Source organism: Chroogloeocystis siderophila 5.2 s.c.1, from assembly GCF_001904655.1.
Lineage (GTDB): Bacteria > Cyanobacteriota > Cyanobacteriia > Cyanobacteriales > Chroococcidiopsidaceae > Chroogloeocystis > Chroogloeocystis siderophila.
This window is the reverse complement of sequence record NZ_MRCC01000025.1, coordinates 16,540-35,920: the sequence shown is the minus strand read 5'-3', so window position 1 is coordinate 35,920 and position 19,381 is coordinate 16,540. Positions and strand designations below refer to the sequence as shown.

General features: G+C 42.0%; 14 protein-coding genes. 1 reads left to right on the top strand and 13 read right to left on the bottom strand.

The genetic code is table 11. From position 1 onward, the window contains the following. Positions 1–292: 292 nt before the first annotated feature. From NIES1031_RS21485 to NIES1031_RS21475, 3 genes are all read right to left on the bottom strand, one after another. Complete coding sequence (locus NIES1031_RS21485) at positions 293–2,476, bottom strand: transglycosylase SLT domain-containing protein (protein WP_073551487.1); 2,184 nt, start codon at positions 2,474–2,476, stop codon at positions 293–295. 82 nt (positions 2,477–2,558) lie between these two features. Then, entirely contained in the window at positions 2,559–2,948 is a 390-nt protein-coding gene (locus NIES1031_RS21480) for a metal-sensing transcriptional repressor (protein WP_073551486.1), read from the bottom strand. Positions 2,949–3,186: 238 nt separating this feature from the next. Beyond that, the gene (locus NIES1031_RS21475; RefSeq protein WP_236738942.1) at positions 3,187–4,350 is read right to left on the bottom strand and encodes an ABC transporter substrate-binding protein; all 1,164 of its coding nucleotides are present in this window, start codon (positions 4,348–4,350) and stop codon (positions 3,187–3,189) included. A 283-nt stretch (positions 4,351–4,633) separates the two neighbouring features. On the opposite strand from NIES1031_RS21475, the gene NIES1031_RS21470 reads away from it, so the two are divergent. Further along, a complete protein-coding gene (locus NIES1031_RS21470) occupies positions 4,634–5,884 on the top strand; it encodes an ABC transporter substrate-binding protein (protein WP_236738941.1) in 1,251 nt (416 codons plus the stop codon). 6 nt (positions 5,885–5,890) lie between these two features. Here NIES1031_RS21470 and NIES1031_RS21465 read toward each other — a convergent pair whose 3' ends face one another. From NIES1031_RS21465 to hrmK, 10 genes are all read right to left on the bottom strand, one after another. After that, the gene (locus tag NIES1031_RS21465; protein ID WP_073551483.1) at positions 5,891–6,928 is read right to left on the bottom strand and encodes a glucokinase; all 1,038 of its coding nucleotides are present in this window, start codon (positions 6,926–6,928) and stop codon (positions 5,891–5,893) included. Positions 6,929–7,046: 118 nt separating this feature from the next. After that, positions 7,047–7,694: a histidine phosphatase family protein gene (locus NIES1031_RS21460; protein WP_073551482.1), complete on the bottom strand. Its 648-nt coding sequence runs from the start codon at positions 7,692–7,694 to the stop codon at positions 7,047–7,049. A 29-nt stretch (positions 7,695–7,723) separates the two neighbouring features. After that, positions 7,724–7,930: a hypothetical protein gene (locus NIES1031_RS21455; protein ID WP_073551481.1), complete on the bottom strand. Its 207-nt coding sequence runs from the start codon at positions 7,928–7,930 to the stop codon at positions 7,724–7,726. Between the two features lie 162 nt (positions 7,931–8,092). Continuing rightward, entirely contained in the window at positions 8,093–8,779 is a 687-nt protein-coding gene (locus NIES1031_RS21450) for an SAM-dependent methyltransferase (protein ID WP_073551480.1), read from the bottom strand. 29 nt (positions 8,780–8,808) lie between these two features. Continuing rightward, positions 8,809–9,627, bottom strand: coding sequence for an ATP-dependent sacrificial sulfur transferase LarE (larE, locus tag NIES1031_RS21445; protein WP_073551479.1), 819 nt, complete (start codon positions 9,625–9,627; stop codon positions 8,809–8,811). 138 nt (positions 9,628–9,765) lie between these two features. Further along, a complete protein-coding gene (locus NIES1031_RS23510; RefSeq protein WP_178378214.1) occupies positions 9,766–12,531 on the bottom strand; it encodes an ATP-binding protein in 2,766 nt (921 codons plus the stop codon). Positions 12,532–12,577: 46 nt separating this feature from the next. Continuing rightward, a complete protein-coding gene (locus NIES1031_RS21430) occupies positions 12,578–14,767 on the bottom strand; it encodes a GAF domain-containing sensor histidine kinase (RefSeq protein ID WP_236738940.1) in 2,190 nt (729 codons plus the stop codon). Positions 14,768–14,807: 40 nt separating this feature from the next. Next, positions 14,808–14,987 carry a response regulator gene (locus tag NIES1031_RS24575; RefSeq protein WP_073551477.1) on the bottom strand — a complete coding sequence of 60 codons (180 nt, stop codon included), beginning with the start codon at positions 14,985–14,987 and terminating at the stop codon, positions 14,808–14,810. Positions 14,988–15,221: 234 nt separating this feature from the next. Beyond that, positions 15,222–17,459 carry a sensor histidine kinase gene (locus NIES1031_RS21415; RefSeq protein WP_073551476.1) on the bottom strand — a complete coding sequence of 746 codons (2,238 nt, stop codon included), beginning with the start codon at positions 17,457–17,459 and terminating at the stop codon, positions 15,222–15,224. A gap of 58 nt (positions 17,460–17,517) precedes the next feature. Continuing rightward, on the bottom strand, positions 17,518–19,362 hold the full coding sequence (gene hrmK / locus NIES1031_RS21410; protein WP_084544431.1) for a hybrid histidine kinase/response regulator HrmK: 1,845 nt from the start codon (positions 19,360–19,362) through the stop codon (positions 17,518–17,520). Between the last annotated feature and the right edge of the window lie 19 nt (positions 19,363–19,381).

The window sequence follows — 19,381 nt, the reverse complement described above, 5'->3', positions numbered from 1 at the left end:
TGTCAACTCGGCTTCCAAAAAGGTATTGCCGTAACTTGCAAAAATATTGCCCCTGGAAGTCGTTGATTGCCTGTAAGTAAAGATACTAAATGTTTGACTCGTTTTGCCTTGGGGAACGATGACACAATAACCAGGGTTAGCACCGTAAAAATTGCTACCTACAAAAATCGACGTAGTGGCTAAGTAAAATTATTTAATGTATTGTAAAACTTCAGACAGAAACTTTACTCAGTATCTACTTTGCTTCAAGGCAATGCTGACGAATGCAAATAATTGTATAGATAAGTACAATTTACTGTGGTGGCTGCGGTAAAAAAGCCGTTTGACGCGTTGTGTATCTTGCGACTAGCTGAGCCACTTCTGGGTTGTACAGTCGTAGGTAATTCCAGTAGTTACCGAATACCTGTCTGACATAACCTCTAGTTTCTTCAAAAGGAATTGCTTCGACAAATTCATCAGGATCTCTGGTGTTTAGAGTTCTCAACCATCTAGAGACATTTCCTGGACCTGCGTTGTAACTGGCGATCGCCAGCATCGAATTATTATCGTACTGTTCGTGCGTGTGATCCAAGTACCACGTACCCAAGCGCATATTATCTTGAGGGTTCTCTTTGTTGTACTCCTTCAAGTCAATCTTCTGCGCAATCCATTCTCCTGTACTCGGCATCACTTGCATTAACCCCACAGCACCTGCAACCGAACGAATTTTTGGTTCAAAGCGTGACTCTTGGCGAATGAGTGCTGTCACCAAAAAAGGATTGAGTTGACGCTTTTGCGACCAAGTTGTAATTTCCTCAAAGAAGGGAAACGGATAACGCGCTTGCCAATACGTTAACTCTTGGCGCAGTGCTTGATACTCAGTTTGATCTTGAGGAGATTCGCGATCTTCTATAGTTGAAACTAAGTTAATTCCTTTCAAATGCTGTCCTATAGCAGTTCTTAGCAATCCATCAGTAAACTGTTCGGCTACAGTCGGTTGATGATAATTTTGAAATTCTGCGCGCCACAGTGCCCAAGCATCAGTATCTTGCCCTAATTGATAGAGTTCTTTTAATGTATCTGAGCCTGCGGGTAAAACTGCGCGTTGTGGGGGGGTAATCTCAAAATTGAGTTGGCGGACAGTGTTAAAGTTACCAACATCTAACCCTAGCATCGTTGCCGATCGCCAAGCATAATATGATTGCGGAAATTGAATTAAGACATATTCAAATGCCGCTTTCGCTTCTTGTTGTCGTTCTAATTGCTGCGCCCATTTACCAACCCAAAATCCAGCGCGAGGAGCCAAAATATTGTTCGGGTTACTTGTAGGAATCGGATGTGCCCATTGCCATGCGGCTCGGTAGTCTTGATTTGCAGCCTTTTGAAGTGCCATTCTCCAGCGGTACTCAACCGCAGCATCAGAATCACCGTACTTGTCTAATAGCAATTGTCGCGTTTGCGCAGCAGATGTTTTATTCCCCAAGTTGTCGAGAATTGCTGCTTTTTGCGCTAAGGCTTCGCCGGCGCGTTGAGGAAATTGCTTGACAACCTGATCGAGGTATGATAGTTTTTGGTAATCATTTTGGGTAATTTGTGCCAAGTTTAGCAACGCTGTACCGCTTTCAGATGCAGTTGGAAACTCGCGGATAAGTTGTTGATAAGCAGCGACCGCTTCAGGTCGTTTGTTACTCAATTGCAGACTTCGACCAATGCGATAGACATTTAACGCTGTACGTGGTGCTTGTCGATAAGCTGTCGCAGCTTTAGAGTAAACTTGGTTTTCCCAGTAGGCGATCGCGATCGCTTGCCAATCTTGCGGCTGTAATTGTTCTGAATAGTCACTAACAAGTCGATTTAATACTGCAACAACGCCTGGCTGTTCATAACCATGTCTTGCAAGCAGTAGCATTAACTGTGGTTGATTCGGATTTTGTTGTAGTAACAAACGGGCGATTTCTAGCGTGCGAGGATGCGAAGGAAACTGCGCGATCGCCCGCAGCCAATACTGCGGTGTTGTTTTTCCTAATGCATACAATGCTTCAACGGCAACCGGATGCGAAGGATATCGTTTCAGTAATTCTTGATACGTTGCTTGTGCGTTCGTGGTATCACCCAAAATTTCGTAAGCCTGGGCGCGTTTGGAGAGAATTGGTGCGGCTAGTACAGGGTAACTTTGGTCTAAACCCTCGAGAAGTTGTAGCGCTTGTTCGGCTTGCTGATGCAGATAGTCATTTGCTAACACATAGCGCGCGCGATCGCGATCTTGCGAGGGGGGTAACTGGGCGATCGCACTGAGTTGTACCATTCGTGCTGTGGGCGATAGCGGTATTAATGGCAGAACCGACGATTTTGGATAATCGATCGCGTGCAGTGAGTTGTCTTGTGGTGACTGCAACCAATCGTTAGACTTTGCGGCTAACACTGCTACCCCAACCAGCACAGCGCATAATCCTACACTCACAGCTAAGGGGACTTGATTTTTCCATCGTTCTAACATAATGGTTTCTAGAAGTCACGCCTGATTTCCAGAAACTGTAACATTACTCCTTGCTAACTGACAGCTGCTTTCGCAGTTATTTTTAAGGTAAAAATCGATCTAAAGCCGCTTTTAACTCTGCCATTTCTACTTCGATGTTTCCTTCTTGAGCGGCTCTTGTGATACACTCAGTCAGATGCGCGTCTAAAATCATGCGGGCAACTCGATCTAAGGCACCGCGTACCGCAGCAATTTGGACAAGCACCTCTGGACACGGGCGGCTTTCCTGTACCATAGTTTTCACACCGCGAATATGCCCTTCAATACGCGATAAGCGATTGACAATGCTTCTAAGTGACTCCTCACTGTGGACGTGAGGATGCGTTGACGAATCCCCAAAACGATCGCCCACGTTAGAAGTATCGTGGCTGTGGGAATGTTCCTCCCTAGCGACAGGCAATTTATCTTCTGCTAATTGATGAGAACGATTCATAAGCGATCAACGCACACGAGGATAGATATAGATCCTAGCTTATCGTTGAGCAATTGCTAAAAATACCTATTGGAAATTTTAGATTTTAGATTAGTGAATTGAAATATAATTACTGTTATGGATGCGGGTAATTAGTAATAGGTAATGGAAATAGAGTTAGTCATAAATTATAGTCATGAAGAATTGTGGTTTGAATTCATTTTTTCATTAATAACTGTGATTAAATATTTTCATTAAATTACTGCATTAATTCAATTTCTCGATTGGCTGTAGCTTGAGCTTTTTGCATGGCAATTTTGAGTGGTTGTTCGCCTAACATTGCACTAATAAATTGATTATTAAAATTATTCATAATCGTTGGTAAATTTTTACCAGCCTGCCATACCGTAGCATATTCTGCACCTGCGATAAACGGTGCGTACAGAGGTTTTTGATCGTAACCAAGCTTTTGTGTGACAGATTTACGCGTTGGTAACGCAACTCCTGTGCGCGTCCATAGTGTCATTCCTTCTTTTCCGGTTAAGTAAGAAATCAACTGCCATGCTTCCGGTTTATGCTGTGATTTCTTATTCATTACATAAGCAACAGTATACGCCATTGTGCCTTTTTTTCCGGCAATCGTTGGGACTTCGGCTGTTGCATATTCAAGCGCTGGAAACGTATCATCTAAATAAGGAATTAACCACGGTCCTTCAATCACCATTGCCGCTTTACCTTGACCAAAGATTTCCCCACCTGACGTTGTTCCAGCATCAGAAGGTTGAGCCGACGATCGCTCTTGACGATATTGGTCGATGATTAATTGTAAACCTCGCAGACTTTCTGGTGAAGCAAACGTAGCTTGTTCTAGTGTATTAATTAACTCACCACCAAAAGCTTTAATGACAAAGTACAGTCGCGCAAGTTCTGGAATAATTCCCAACCCGTAACGGTCAATTCTGCCATCATTATTGCGGTCAACAGTAAGTTTTTTAGCGTATTCTCTTAATTGTTCCCAAGTTTGCGGTGGTTGCGGCAAATCAGCTTCAGCAAAGGCTTGTTTATTGTAAAACAAAACAAGCGTGGAAAAGTCTTTAGGAAAACCATAAGTTTTGCCATTTTCTTGAAAAGCCGCAAGCAGTGAAGGTTGAAAATCTGCGATATCAAATTCCGGCGTGACATAATCATCTAGTGGTTCTAAAACCCCAGGTTCAATCATTCCTGGTGCTTCAAAAGCATCAAGATAAAAAACATCTGCTGCGGTATCGCCAATTAAACGAGTTTTCAATACATCCATATACTGGTCAGCGATCGCATCGTATTTAACCTTAATTTTTGGATGCGTCGCTTCAAACTCATTTAACACTTGTTGTAGAAGTTGTTTTTCCTGCAAATTACTCCATCCACTAAGTGTTACAGTCACAATATCACTATTATCTTGCCTTGCAATACACCCAGTAGATATAATAATTCCGAATAAAAAAAGAAGAACAAAAGACCGAAACCTTTTCAACATGAAGCAATTTTAACTTTAAACAATAGTATATTTTTATATTTCAAATTCTTTTGAAACCTTTTTGGTTTGTTTCAAAAACAATTAAATCTCTCTACAGTTACCCTGTTAACTTTTAACCCTCAACAAAATGATGCAACCAGCCAAAAACGTATTTAAAAAGGTACATCAGATAGTAGTAATTATACTTATTGTGTCAGCAATATCAATATCAGGATGTCAAACGCTACCAAACAATCAACAATCCAACGTAACTAAAATAACATTCTGGCATGGTGTCAATCCGCCATCGAATCGAGATGTATTACAAAAATTAGTCGATCAATTTAATCAAGAGCATCAAGACATTCAAGTAGAATCACTTTACATAGGACAAGCCGAACAGCAACTACCCAAAATTTTGGCAGCAGTTGTCGGCAATGCACCACCAGATTTATTATGGTTCAACGCAACACTAACCGGTCAACTTGTAGAACTTGATGCAATTTGCCCCCTCGAAAACTGGTTAACAGCATTACCTGTCAAAAATCAACTTGATCCAGCGTTATTTGAATCGATGGAGTATCAAGGACACATTTGGTCAGTTCCTTTTGGTACAAATAATTCAGGAGTATTTTATCGTCCAAGTTTATTTCAAGCTGCGGGAATTACAAAAGTACCCGAAACTTGGGAAGAATTGCGCCGAGTTGCGCGTCAGTTAACACGCGATACCGATGGTGACAAGCGCATTGATCAACACGGGATATTTTTACCATTAGGTAAAGGCGAATTTGCCGTATTTTTGTGGCTACCGTTTATGTGGAGTGCGGGTGGCGAGTTAGTCACAGATACGCAACAAGCCGCAGCCGTTGATTTAGCTAACAATTCTGGCGCGATCGCTGCGTTACAATTCTGGCAAAATCTCATTGCAGATGGTTCCGCCGTGTTGTCGTTACCCGAACGTGGTTTTGAAATTGATGATTTTCTGGCGGGTAAAGTCGCCATGCAACTTACAGGACCTTGGACTTTAGGACAACTAAAAAGTACTGGCGTTGATTTTGGCGTGTTTCCGATTCCAGCAGACAAGCGCCGTGCTACCGGAATTGGTGGTGAAAACTTATTCGTATTCAAATCTACACCACAACGCGAACAAGCTGCACTAAAATTTACCGAGTTTGTCTTAAGCGAACAATTTCAAACGCAATGGGCGATCGGTACAGGTTACTTACCCGTCAACGTCAAAGCGCGAGAAAACGCTCAATACAAAGCGTTTGCTAAAGAACTACCAGCGGTGCAAGTATTTTTAGATCAAGCACAATATGGGCGATCGCGTCCGATTTTTCCAGGTTACAGCCGCGTATCAGAAAACATTGGTCGAGCTTTAGAAGCCGTGTTATTACGTAAAAGTTCACCTGCTGAGGCACTACAAGCAGCCCAGCAGCGATTAAACTTAATTTTTCAGTAACTTTGTTTACAGTTTAGCTGCATACAAAGCCGCACCAATTAATCCTACTTGCGGATTTAGAACAATATTGACTGGTACATCTTCTAAAATCGAGCGCATTCGCCCTTTACTAGAAAAAGCACGAAGAAAATTACCTTCTTGAATGAGTGGTAAAATTTTAGGCGCAATTCCACCTGCAATATAAAGTCCATTGTACGGTAAAAGCTTCAAAGCAAGATTCCCTGCTTCTGCGCCATAGGCCTCGACAAACATTCGTAACGTTTGTTCGCTGAGGCGATCGCGCCCTTCTAGTGCAGCCGTTGAAATCGCTGCTGCGGGATCAACGCTTCTTTCACTTCCTGCTTGTTTTTCCCAAGTCCTTACGATTTGCGCAATTTCAGGCGATTCCGTTGCATACGAGCGATCGCGCAAAAACTGATAAATTGCAATAATTCCTAAACCTGAAACAACCCTTTCAACTGAAACTCTTTGAATATCGTGTTTATCAAGCAGATACTTTAGCAGCAAAAATTCTAACTCAGAACGCGGTGCAAAATCGGCGTGTCCGCCTTCTGACGCAAACACATCAAACTCTTGTCCTTTTTTAATCAAAAATCCTTGTCCTAATCCAGTTCCCGCGCCGATAACTGCAACTGGGGCTAATGGTTGCGGTTTACCCGCTTGCAGCGTATATAAATCTTCTTCCTTTAACCCCAAAACGCCGTAGCTAACTGCGGCAAAATCATTAATGAGTGAAATAGGTGCGATTTTTAATTCTTGTTCTAAACGTTGCGAATCAAGAAACCACGCCAGATTTGTCAGTTTTACCGTATTATTGACAACCGGACCTGCGATCGCAAAACACGCTTTTTGTGGCGTTGTGTGTTTACCTGTTTTCTCGGCTGCGGTGGCGAGAAACTGCCGGACAATTGGTACTAAATCTGGATAATTGCGGCTACTGTAGCGTTCTTCATATAGCGTTTGAATTTCGCCTATTTCTGGCTGACTCACCAAGCGCAAAATCGTTTTAGTTCCACCAATATCACCTGCTAATAGCAACGTCATAAATACCCTCCACTGACTCCTAATAAACCGCAAGGGATTCTAGAGTAGCCCAAAAAAATTTATCTTACCCCTTACCGTCGTGCAGGCAAGATGCCTGACTTCACTAGTCACTAGACCCCTAGTTAAACCGAATAACTTCTTCAACTGCACTCAAGTGAGACGTATCTCCTGTTAATTCAAGTAACCAGTCTGCTTCTTGACGCGCAACTTTGACTAAGCAGCACAAAGATGCTTTTACTTGATCTTTCGCACTTGCACCAACAAGACCCACAGCACCACCCAAGACGGATGCACCATGTCCTACTAATAAAATATCTTCTGAGAAGAACTCATCGGCTAGCAGCGTTGCCGTTTTACCTGCACGGATTAACATTTCGGCGTGTGTTTCAGGATATTGCGGGACAAGGCGCGAAGTATAGCTAGAATCAATTCGCTGATAAAGTTTAGTTAATGCCTCAATTGACAGTTTTTCAGGCATTTCTGGAAACCAAGCCGGATTTAACCACTCACTCAAGCCCGCCTCTAGTTTGATTGGTAAATCTAAAGCTTCAGCGATTTGGTTTGCTGTTTGCACTGTGCGCAAAAACGGAGAAGCAAAAATATGCGCGATGTTTTCCGCTTTCAAACGTTGTCCTAGTTGATAAGCTTGTACCACTCCATCATCCGAAAGCGGCGGATCGAAGCGTCTTTCGGCGGTATTGAACCATTCGGGGTTAACAAAGTCAATGCGGTTTCCATGTCGCGCAATCCAGACAATTTGACTCATGCAACAAAATCTCTCATATGCTCCACTCGTTACTGTAGCGAAGACAAGCGCGCTAGGAGTGTTCCTGCTGACAAAATTGGTAAAATACTAGCAACAAAGTCTTGAATATCGCGATTAACAATCGTATCTAGATTCTCTGATAGCGGACGCGCGATCTGAATTGCATCCTCAAAATCTGCTATTAGGAAAAATATAGCGGTTTCTAAAATACTTCGGTCAACGCTACAAACTTGCATAAGTAATAGTAATTCAGCGACATCTTGCCTTGCTACGGCAATGCCTTTAGTTTTTCTGGCAATGTAAAAAATATCAGCACGAGCGCTTCAACTAATAATAGGCGATCGCTGATAATTAATAAGTTTTCTTACGTATTTCTTGCCATGACATTGACATATTTTTTACTCACTATAAATGCGTAATAACTGATTTCCACCTTTTTGAAACTCGTAGGCAACTTGCTTGATTTCTGTTGTATAACCTCGATTTTGGAGATGATTCATCACCGGTTCTAACCAAGGAGATATATCATTTGAAAAGTTCACAAGTAGGGGAAAAATACGAACTTCTTTCGCCACTCGGCACAGTTCTAAAACTGATTGGAAATGAAAATCTAATGAAAGTTGCTCAGAATAAGTAAATAGTAAATGCGCGCATAAAGCTAAATCAAATTCACCCAAATCAAAAGGTAGATTTGGCAATTCAGCAGTGATATATCGCCCTGTGGCAACTCCTGAAGGAAAGTCATCAAGAAACTCATGCATCGCCGCCATTCTAATTTTTCCTAATTGTTCGGGCGATGCGATATCTCGCCACACCAAATGATCGCGAGTTTCCTGAACACCCTTAAGAATTATGGGATAAGTGTCTTGGATACGTTGGGCAATTTCTGCATCAGTAAACTGATAAATTGGGTCACAAGAAACGACACTGTAACCCCTTTTTGTCATTTCTGCATTAAAACTTGCAGGACCGCCAGCACAATCAAGAATGCTTAATTCAAAATCATCAGAAGTCAAATCAAACATCTTGATATATTCTGATAAAGAGCGTCCCCAAGGAACAACATTTTCTAGTTGAAAACCCACAATTCCTCTGTGTTTTGAGTAATTCAAACTTATACAGAACTCATCACTTGCGGCAAAACTTGATTTAGCTTACCGCTACGATAGCCCTCTAAATCTACTGTGACATACACAAAGCCAAACTCCTGAAACGCCGCAACAAGCGTCTGTAAATCGGTTGTTAAGACAAATTCCTTAATTTGCTCTAGTGGTAACTCAATACGTGCGGTATCGCCCTCAGAACGCACGCGGAGATTTTGGAAACCTAATTTGCGCAAATATATCTCCGCCCTTCCAACGCGCTGCAACTTAGCCACCGTAATTTCTTCACCGTAAGGAAAACGCGAACTGAGACAAGGCTGCGCGGGTTTATCCCACCAGGGTAAGCCTAACTGTTGTGACATTTGGCGAACTTCAGCTTTCGTCACGCCAACTTCAGCTAATGGCGATCGCACCCCACGTTCTTTTGCAGCTTGAATTCCTGGGCGATAATCGCGCAAGTCATCCGCATTCACACCATCAACGATATAGGGATAACCCATTTGCTGTGCTAAGGGTTTGAGCGTGTCGTGTAATTCGCTTTTGCAGAAATAGCAACGGTTTACTGGGTTAGCAGTGTAGTTAGGATTATCCATCTCATGCGTTTGAATCACTTGATGCGCAATCCCAATTTGGGCGGCTTGAATTTTGGCATCTTCTAATTCTTCGGGTAGTAGCGATGGCGACACTGCTGTCATTGCCAAAGCGCGATCGCCTAAAACATCAAAAGCAATCTTTGCCACTAGTGTACTATCAACTCCCCCAGAATAGGCAATCAAAGCCTGTTCCATATCTCTAAATAACGCTTGTAGTTGCGCTAGTTTCTCCAACATTTGTGTTCATCACTCTTAATGTATTCTTAGATCTATTGTAGAGAGAGTAGCTAATGACTAGTGGCTAGAAAAGATAAGAGTAATATAAGTTTTATGAGATAACTGCAATCAAGAGTGACACGTGGCTAGACACAACAATTACCAATTACCCACTCTCAAGGGTAAATGCAGTGTAAAGCGACTACCGCGCCCTAATTCTGACTCTACGGTAAGATCGCCGCCATGAAGTTGTGCAAGTTTACGTGATAAAGCTAAACCTAAGCCTGTACCTTCATACTTACGATCTAAGCCACTATCTAACTGCTGAAAAGGTTGAAATAATTTGGCTAAATCTTTTTGAGAAATTCCAATACCTGTATCAATCACAGAAAATTGAATTTTGGTTGATGTTTGTGTAATGTCTAAAGTGACTGAACCTGATTCAGTAAATTTGATTGCATTTGCTAAAAGATTGACTAAAATTTGCTTTAACCGACGCTTATCTGCCATACATTCAGTAACATTTGGTGCAATTTGTAATTCGAGGTGTAATCCTTTTACTTGAGCACGTTCTTGCAACAGCGATATACAAGCATTTGCTATTTCTACCACGACAACTGGTTCAATTAATAATTCTTCTTTTGCGGCTTCAATTTTAGTTAAATCTAATAAATCATTAATAAGATCGAGTAAATGCTTGCCCGCCGATAAAATTAATTCTAGATACTGTGTTTGTTTAGCATTTAATGTCCCAAAAACTTGTTCGAGCAAAATGCTAGAAAAACCGAGAATTCCTGTCAGCGGTGTACGCAATTCGTGACTTATGTTACTTAAAAATTCAGTCTTAGCGCGGTTAGCGGCTTCTGATAGTTGTTTTTCCTGTTCTAGTTCTTGGGTACGCTGCTGCACAATTTCTTCTAAAGATTCATAGCTACGGGCATTGTAAAGTGCGATCGCTGCTTGTTCAGAAATTCGCTGTAATAAGCTAATTTCTTCGGCGGTAAAAGTACGGTACGTTGTCGTTGTCTGTAGCGATAAACCCCCAAATAACTGATCGCGGACAAAAATTGGCACACTTAGTACAGAAAGCGTTTGCGCATATTCGATTTGCCGTAGACGTGTTGGCGTCATGGGAACTTGAGCATAATCTGGCGCATGAAAAAAATGATGGCAAAAAAAATCGGAATCAGGGTCGAGTAAGTCAGGCCAATCGGCAATTGGTGCGGTAAAATCTTGCATAGAGACAACTTCTGCGTGCGATCGCCACTCATTGAGTACTTGAATTTGTCTGTTATTAAAAGCGAAAATTACAACGCGATCGACTGCAAAACATTCTCCTGTTAGTTGCACAATTTGACACAAAACCGCTTGCGGATCGAGGCTTGAATTGAGGATACGACTGATTTGATTGAGCGATCGCTCGTGCAGTGCTTGGCGTTCAATTTGCTCGAAAAGTCGGGCTTGTTGGATAGCAATCGCGACTGTACGCGCAACTTGTTCGGCGACTGTTCTCAATTGACGAGGAAAAGCGCCTAAAGTGTCTTTGGCAATATTGAGCGAACCGATTAATTCTCCTTGCGCAATCAAAGGAATATTAATATACGCGCGTACCTGATTTCCGAGCAAAAGTTCTGCACCGGCAGGCATTTGTGTCGTGCGAGTTTCTTGAATGACAATCACCTCACCGCGCTGTAACGGTTCAATGTCTCCAAAAGCTGTCAGCGGTAAGCGGATTCCTGGCGCTTGAGTTTCTCGCCCAGTATGGATAGCTAAAAGGATAAACTCGCTTTTTTCCAAGTCAAAAATCACAAGACTAATCCACGTGCAAGGTATCATTTGAGCAACTTGTGTGACGACTGCTGCGGCAATTTCACTGAGCGATCGCGTCATCAAAATTGCGCGATCAAGTTCGTGCAAAATTTTCAATCGTTGCGCCAAATAATTGAGTTCTGTTTCTGCTTGCTTCCTTTGTGTTGCAAAGCCACCTAATAAAATACCGGTTAGTGAAATTGCCATCATGCCAAACTGCAATGCAAAGACATTAGAACCCCCCAGCTTTGCTTGCACAAAAATTGCCACGCCAATATTGATAAACAATACTGCTGCTGTTGCTCTTTCAAAACCATGCTGAATTGCAATCCAAATCAATGGTAAAAAAACAAAATAGCTGTAATTTAAACTTTCTCCACGCTGCGCTCCATACGCTGCCCAAATGGCAACGCATAAAGCGGTAATTTCTAAAATAAGTTCTGGGCGTTGTTTTGCTACTAAAGGAATTAATGGTGGCTCGGATACTGGTACTTCTTGCTCTTTGTAAGCCCAAACCCAAGGTAGTTGGCGGAGCAAAACTAACAAAAAAGGTGCAAGCATCGCAATTCCCGTTGCGGCTCCCGCCCACGAGTGTAATGTATATACTAACCAAGTTGATAAAGGAATCATTCCTTGTAAAACAATGATGAATGTTTGTAAGGCGGCGACGAGTAAAGGCGTGAATAGTGTCATCACGACAACAAACCACATCACATCACGTAATGTGCGTAAGCGCGGATTGATTTTAATTTTGCGTAGCAATAATGCAGACACTCCACCGTAACCAACCGTCGAGATCAAGCCAAAAATGAGCAGTGAAGTTAAGCCTAAATCAGAGTTAGTGATGAGATATTCGTGTACGAATGTATTGAGAAATAATGCAGGAACATAGCGCAACCCAAATACGAAAAGTAGCGTTACGTCTAGCCCTACAGGTGGATACCACACAAAAGTTTCAGGTGCGGTGGCAAACAGCAATGCGACTTGATCGAGTATCGCCCAGACAATCAAGTAGGCTTCGAGCAGCCCTAAATAGCGCAGCGGCTTTGGTATGCGTTGATGCGATCTCAAGAGCGCTCTAGAAATACTCGAACCACGGTGATTTGTTGTAGTCATGATCTCCATTGCTCCCTAGGCGGCGATTTCACCTTAATTTGTTTGTCTATAGGGAGCGTGGCAAAATTAAGGTAAAGCAACTACCGCTTCCAAGCTGCGACTTCACAATAATATCTCCACCATGCAGCCGTGCTAACTTACGTGAGAGTGCTAAACCTAAACCTGTACCTTCATATTTACGATCAAGCCCGCTATCTAGCTGTTGAAACGGCTGAAACAAAATTGCTTGATCCGCCGCAGAAATTCCAATTCCTGTATCAATCACAGAAAACAAAATTGTTGCTTCCGTCTGTTCAATTTTGAGCGTCACTGAACCTATTTCTGTGAATTTAAAAGCATTGGATAATAAGTTTACTAAAATTTGTTTGAGGCGTCGGTGATCGGCTACGCAAGTTGTGACATCTGATGCGATCGCAAACTTGAGTTGTAGTTTTGATGATTGGTTTTTATCAAATAAAGCTAAACATTCTTGACAAACTGTTATAACTTGTATATCTTCTAAAATTAATTCTTCTTTACCTGCTTCAATCTTGGTTAAATCGAGAAGGTCATTAATTAGTTCGAGTAGATGCTTACCACAAGTTTGGATACCTTGAATATATTGTTTCTGTTTAGCATTTAACTCGCCAAAAATTTCTTCAATTAAAATATTAGAAAAACCTAAAATTCCTGTAAGTGGCGTGCGTAACTCATGACTCATATTGCTTAAAAATTCACTTTTGGCTCGATTGGCAGCATCAGAAAGTAATTTTTCTGCTTCTAGCTCTTGAGTTCGTTTTTTTACCAACTCTTCGAGAAGTTCATAGCTTTGGGCATTATACAAGGCGATCGCTGCTTTATCTGCAATTCTTTGAACTAAATTAATCTCCTCATCGCTAAATACTTGAACGCGCGTAATTGTATGTAACACCAAGCCACCAAAAAACTTATCTCTAATAAAAATAGGTACGCTTAATACTGTTAGATGCGGAACAGTTTTGACGATTTCTACTGCTTTTGATGGCAGACATATTTTTTCCAAGTGCGGCGCATAAAAAACTTGATACGGCGAGAATTCGAAACTTGTCATCCACTCGGATAAAGGCGTTGTGCAACCAATCGAAGAAGCAATTTCTTCGGAAGAATGCCATTCGCGCATAATTTTAATTTGGTCGTGTTCTAAAGCATAAATCATGACATGATCAACAGCGAAACATTCGCCTGTAAGGCGCACGATTTCTTGTAATATATATTTAGGATCGAGGCTAGAATTTAATGATCGCGAAATTTGATTGAGTGTTTTTTCCCGTTGCGTTTGTTGCTGTAGTTGATGAAATATACCCGCTTGATGAATTGCGATCGCACATTGTCCGCTGATTGCTTGGAGTAGAGAAATTTCGTCTTCATTCCAAATGCGATCGCGATCGCACTGTTGTAAAATAATTCCACCGAGAAGTGTTTGTTGATACACTAAAGGTGCAATTAAAACAGAATTTAAATTCCATTGATTGAATAATTCGTGTAATGCCAGCGGTACACTAGGATCGTTACGATTAATAATGATAATTTTTCCTTGCTGAAATGCTTCTTTGTAGTACGGGTAAACGAAACATTTAACACCAATACAATCTTCGCGATTTATTGTTGCCGTACTGACATGATTTACCCACATTTCTTTTTGAGTATCCGGCTGTGAAATGAAGCATCGGCTAGGTTTTAAAGCTTCGTGTAGCGCATCAACACTAGATTTGAGGACATCATCGAGTATCAAAGTTTCGCGCATTGCTTGCACAATACGGTTGATAATTGCTTGCTGTTGTGCTTGTTTTTGAATGCGAACAATGGCGGCTTTTTGTTGACGACGTAAAGCAAATTCTTCAAGCGATCGCCTTAAAACTATCGGTAAGCGAAACAATCGTTCTTTCAAGACATAATCTGTCATTCCTGCCTTGATACAATCAACGGCTGCTTCTTCTCCCAAACTACCAGTCACCAAAATTAACGGAATTTCTTGTGCTGATTGTTGCAATAACTCTAATACTTGATAAGCAGTAAATTGTGGTAAACGATAATCTGCTAGCACCGCATCATAAGATTTTGAATGTAGCAGTTGTTCGCAATTCTTTAAGTTATCAACTGCATTGTAAGTAAATTTGATTTCTGCCGTTTCTAGAGCGAGTACCATTAACTCTACATCTGCTAACACATCCTCTACAATCAGCAGCTTTAAAATCAAGTCACTATTTTGCTTTTGCACAGGCTGAGATTGAGCGCAATTTAAAATATTTATCATGGCTTTAAGATTCAGGTGGTAGCAAGGGCGGCTTTTTGAGTAACACCCAGTAAAAACCGACTCGGCGAACTATCGTGATAAATCTTTGAAAATCAAGAGGTTTAGTGACACATTGAATAACTCCTAGAGCGTAACAAGCATTTAAATCTTTGTCATCTGGAGAAGAAGCCAAAATAACTACCATGAGATCGCGAGTCCGAGGACGCGATCAAATCGCCTGTAAAACTTGAACTCCATTAATTTTAGGTAATTTTAGGTCTAACAATACAAGGTCTGGTAAGGGGAAATGAGGCGGACTACCTTCCTTGCCTAATAAATATTGTAGTGCTTGTTCGCCGTCCTCCAAAAACCTTCCAAAGCTAGTTTTAAAGGTTCAATTACAAGAAAAATGCAAGATAGTTCACTTTTCACAGTAATTTTAATCCTCAACCACTTGCCCAAGTTTGAAATAAAAAGTCGTTCCTTGATTAGGTTTACTCTCAACCCAAATTGTACCTTTGTGTCGATGAATAATGCGTTGGACAATTGCTAAACCAATACCTGTTCCCTTAAACTCTCTTTGTGAATGAAGACGTTGAAAAGCACCGAATAATTGGTCTGCATAGTCCATTTGAAATCCGATTCCATTGTCTTTAATAAATAAAGTACGATCTGGTAGAGAATTAATTTGGATAATTGTAGAATGTGAATGTTGGCTGAATTTAACAGCATTATCAATCAAATTTGTAAAAACTTGTTGTAATAACGTTGGATCGCCCATAACTTTAGGTAAGCTACCAATTTGAAACTTGATCTTACGGCTGTCAATAGCTTCAGCTTGACTCGTCGCTAGCGAAATGGCGCTTTCCACCAAAGGATAAAGATCCACAGGTTGATAAATTAATTGTTTTCTCCCAACACGCGAAAGCGTCAATAATCCATCAATCAGCATCGTCATGCGATCGCTACTACTTTGAATAACTTCGATGTAACGATGAACCTTAGGATCGACAATCGCGTTATTGCGTTTGAGTTGTTCTGCAAGCGCCTCGGCGAAGCCTGCAATATATCGTAAAGGTGCGCGTAAGTCGTGCGAAACAGAATAGCAAAATGATTCGAGTTCTTGGTTTGTCGCGGCGAGTTGGGCGGTGCGTTCTTGTACTTGTTGCTCTAAAGTCGCATTCATCTGATTTACTGCGGCTTCAGCTTGCTTGCGTTCGCTAATATCTAAAACACTACCAACAACCCGCACTGCACCGCCATCAGCATCGCGAATAATCAAGCCTTTATCCCAAATATAGACGTAGCGATCGTCGCGATTGCGAATGCGATATTCCAACGCGAAATTGTTTGAAGTAGAACTTTTCAGCATTGTGACGATGTAGTTACGCACGTACTTTTGCTCATCAGGGTGAATGCGTTCAAGCCACCAATCATCACTAGGATCGGCTTCGGTTGTCGTATAGCCAAGCACATCGAATAGCCCTTGCGTGCGAGTAATTGTCCTGGCACGAATATCCCAGTCGTAGATAATCGCATTGACTGCGGCTGTCGCCAGTTGAAAGCGTTCGTTTGCTTTCTTTAACTCGATTTCAGTAGCATTGCACCGTGCAATTTGACTTGCCAAGGATGCAGCCATGCGGTCAAAGTTATCAACAAGTTGCTGCATTTCTTGCGGCGAATCTTTTAAGCCGATCCGCGCGGTGAAATCTTCCGCCGCTAAGCGGTTAATCCCCTGCATAAACCGTCGCACCCAGTGCCAAATAAATAAATCACTACCAATCCACAAAACCGCGATCGCACCCATCGCAATCATCGCTAAACCAAATAAATTGCGTTGCAAATTACGCTCAGCAACTGCAAAAGATGCTTCTTCCGAAAGTCCAATTCCCATGTACACATTTGCTTGCGGTAAGCTGCTACTCAGTAAAGTGAAAGCATATAAACGCGAAATCCCATCGACATCATTAACCTCTGCTACACCGTTGCCCTGTGCTAATATTTTCTGCACGATCGGTAAATCGGGTCTTTTTCCTACCCATTGTGAGTGGGGATGGTGCGCGAGAACAACACCTTTAGCATCAACAACAAGTAGCGAAGTATTGGGAGGTAAATTGATTTGTGCAAGGAGTTGATTGAGCCATGTTAAATCGAGCGACGCAAACACAACTGAATTTGCTTGATTTTGAGCATTGAATAGCGGATAGGCGAATACGATAACTGGCTTACCGTTCATCCGCCCCATCTGGTAATCACTCACCGTTAATTCGCGCTTTTGAAGCGCGTTGGCGATCCACACGCAATCCGCAAGGTTAACGCTTTGGTTAGGTGATGAACTACACACGACATTACCATTACGCTGAACGACTCCCAACGTGGCAAATCGCAGGTATTGCTGTTGTAAATTTTTCAAGAGTGCGTTGCAAGGTGTAGGATAACTATCCTGAATTTGAGGTAGCTGCGCCAAAACAGCTAGCAATTGCCGTGTTTCCGCTATCAATTGTTGATGGTGCGCGCTGACAACTTGTGTAAGCAACACTGCTTGTTCGCGGATATAAGCTTTGCGCGCTTGCAATTCTTTCATATAAGCATAAAGCATCAGTCCTAACCCTGGTAAAACAGCCAGGAGGACAAGACAATTAAGGCGAGTACGAAGACTATTAAAATAACGTGGCATGGATTTAGTTCAAATTGAGAAGCCCCCCACACCAGCGTTCTGCTTTCTTCTTGGTATTTCAGTGATCTAAATCACTGTACTTCGACACCATATTTGCCAACGCTTGTAAATCAATTGGTTTAGAAATATAGTCGATCGCACCAGCTGCTAGACAAGTTTCGCGATCGCCTTTCATTGCCATCGCAGTTTGCACGATAACAGGTATATGACGATACTCAGCGTTGGCTTGTAGTTGTTGTACTAAGGTAAGTCCATCAACATCAGGAAGGTGAACATCCATTAAAATCACTGCTGGTTTGGCTTTTGGTAATTCCTCCCACATCTGCGCCGCGCTATTTACCCAAGTGACTTGATAGCCTAATTTGCGTAAGTATGTCGTCATCAACTTCGCATTGTGAAAATTATCTTCTACCAACATCACCATTACAGTTTTGGGCGCAGCGGCTTGCGAATTGAGGCTGAGGCGGATATCTGTAGTTACACTAGAGCGTTGTGATAGTACCTTAGTTTTACTTGTCGCTGCTGTTGTTAGTGGAAGAACAATCGTAAATTGCGAACCGCGATTGACTTTGGATTGTACTTCTACCCAACCTCCGTGGAGTTGGGCAAGTTTTTGTGTTAACGCTAACCCTAGACCTGTTCCCTCTTGACGCCCTGCAACAACGTTAGAAATTTGCACATACGGCTGAAATAATTGTGGCTGCTTTTCTTTAGCAATTCCTGTACCCGTATCCCATACTGTAAAGTGGACAAATACGCCTTTTTGTTTGACTTGTAAGCCGACTGCACCTTTATTGGTAAACTTGAGCGCATTGGAAAGCAAGTTGAACAGCATCTGCTTCAAGCGCAGCGAATCGGCGACTAAGGCAGTCGCATTAGCATCAATATCAAGTTGAAGTTGCAAGTGTTTATCGCTGGCTTTTTCTTTGACTAAACTAATCGCACTTCGGCAAACTTCAGGAATATTAACGGTTTCTTTGTTAATTTCGAGCTGATTTGCCTCAATTTTCGATAAATCTAAGATATCGTTAAGCAGTGCTAATAGGTGTTGCCCACTGGTGAGAATAATATTGAGATATTCTTGATGTCTGTGGTTTTCTGGATTGTAGCCTTGCGCTTTTAACAAATGTGTAAAGCCCAGGATAGAACTTAAAGGAGTCCGAATTTCATGACTCGTATTCGCTAGAAATTCACTTTTTAACTTATTGGTACGCAATAGATCGCAATTTTGCACTTCTAACTGCTGACATTTGAGCGTAAGTGCTTGTAGGTGCTGAAGTTGGGTGATTGCGTGCATCGTAACGTTAAGCGATCGCTCGATGAACTGCGGTTGCAGTTGGAATTTTAATCTTTCTCCAGTTGCACTTTTTGGTAATGCACAAGTGGCGATAATTAACCAGCCAACAACTTTGCAATCGTCTTGTAACGCCCACGCCGCTTTTGGGTTCTGGTTTTGCAGCGCCTGTAATTCTTGATGCGATATGATTTGTTGCAGTTGCCAAGCTGGGGATTTTTCTGTTGACGCGGCGCTTGTAGATAATGCGCTATAGCGAACTTCGTAATTTAGTTCAGGTCGCAACACGCAATCTAGCGTTGGATCGCTCATAGCAAGTGGTGACCAACCTTGCAAAAATGCGATCGCAACTTTGTCGGTTTTGAGTGAAACGCTTAACTGCTGGATCAGCGCTTGAAAGACTTCGGCTTCTAACTCTTGTAAAGATTGTTGAGTATGGTACGCACGGGCTAAGCACTGATTAATTTGATTTTGCAACTCATTCAAGCTACGTTCTAGCCACAAATCAGCAATGACTTGCTGGAATTGCAGCACTTCTGTATTAGCAACCTTTTGTTCTGGATGGGTTGCATCCACTCGGATCTCTTCTGGTGTACTAGACTGCTGCATGAAAATCCAGACCGTTAAA

Excerpts from the sequence above, each read along its gene's own strand:
- NIES1031_RS21480 (WP_073551486.1), bottom strand. The coding sequence starts at position 2,948 with ATGAATCGTTCTCATCAATTAGCAGAAGATAAATTGCCTGTCGCTAGG.
- NIES1031_RS21485 (WP_073551487.1), bottom strand. The coding sequence starts at position 2,476 with ATGTTAGAACGATGGAAAAATCAAGTCCCCTTAGCTGTGAGTGTAGGA.
- hrmK (WP_084544431.1), bottom strand. The coding sequence starts at position 19,362 with ATGCAGCAGTCTAGTACACCAGAAGAGATCCGAGTGGATGCAACCCAT.
- larE (WP_073551479.1), bottom strand. The coding sequence starts at position 9,627 with ATGTTGGAGAAACTAGCGCAACTACAAGCGTTATTTAGAGATATGGAA.
- NIES1031_RS21455 (WP_073551481.1), bottom strand. The coding sequence starts at position 7,930 with ATGCAAGTTTGTAGCGTTGACCGAAGTATTTTAGAAACCGCTATATTT.
- NIES1031_RS24575 (WP_073551477.1), bottom strand. The coding sequence starts at position 14,987 with ATGGTAGTTATTTTGGCTTCTTCTCCAGATGACAAAGATTTAAATGCT.
- NIES1031_RS21415 (WP_073551476.1), bottom strand. The coding sequence starts at position 17,459 with ATGCCACGTTATTTTAATAGTCTTCGTACTCGCCTTAATTGTCTTGTC.
- NIES1031_RS21465 (WP_073551483.1), bottom strand. The coding sequence starts at position 6,928 with ATGACGTTGCTATTAGCAGGTGATATTGGTGGAACTAAAACGATTTTG.
- NIES1031_RS23510 (WP_178378214.1), bottom strand. The coding sequence starts at position 12,531 with ATGACTACAACAAATCACCGTGGTTCGAGTATTTCTAGAGCGCTCTTG.
- NIES1031_RS21460 (WP_073551482.1), bottom strand. The coding sequence starts at position 7,694 with ATGAGTCAAATTGTCTGGATTGCGCGACATGGAAACCGCATTGACTTT.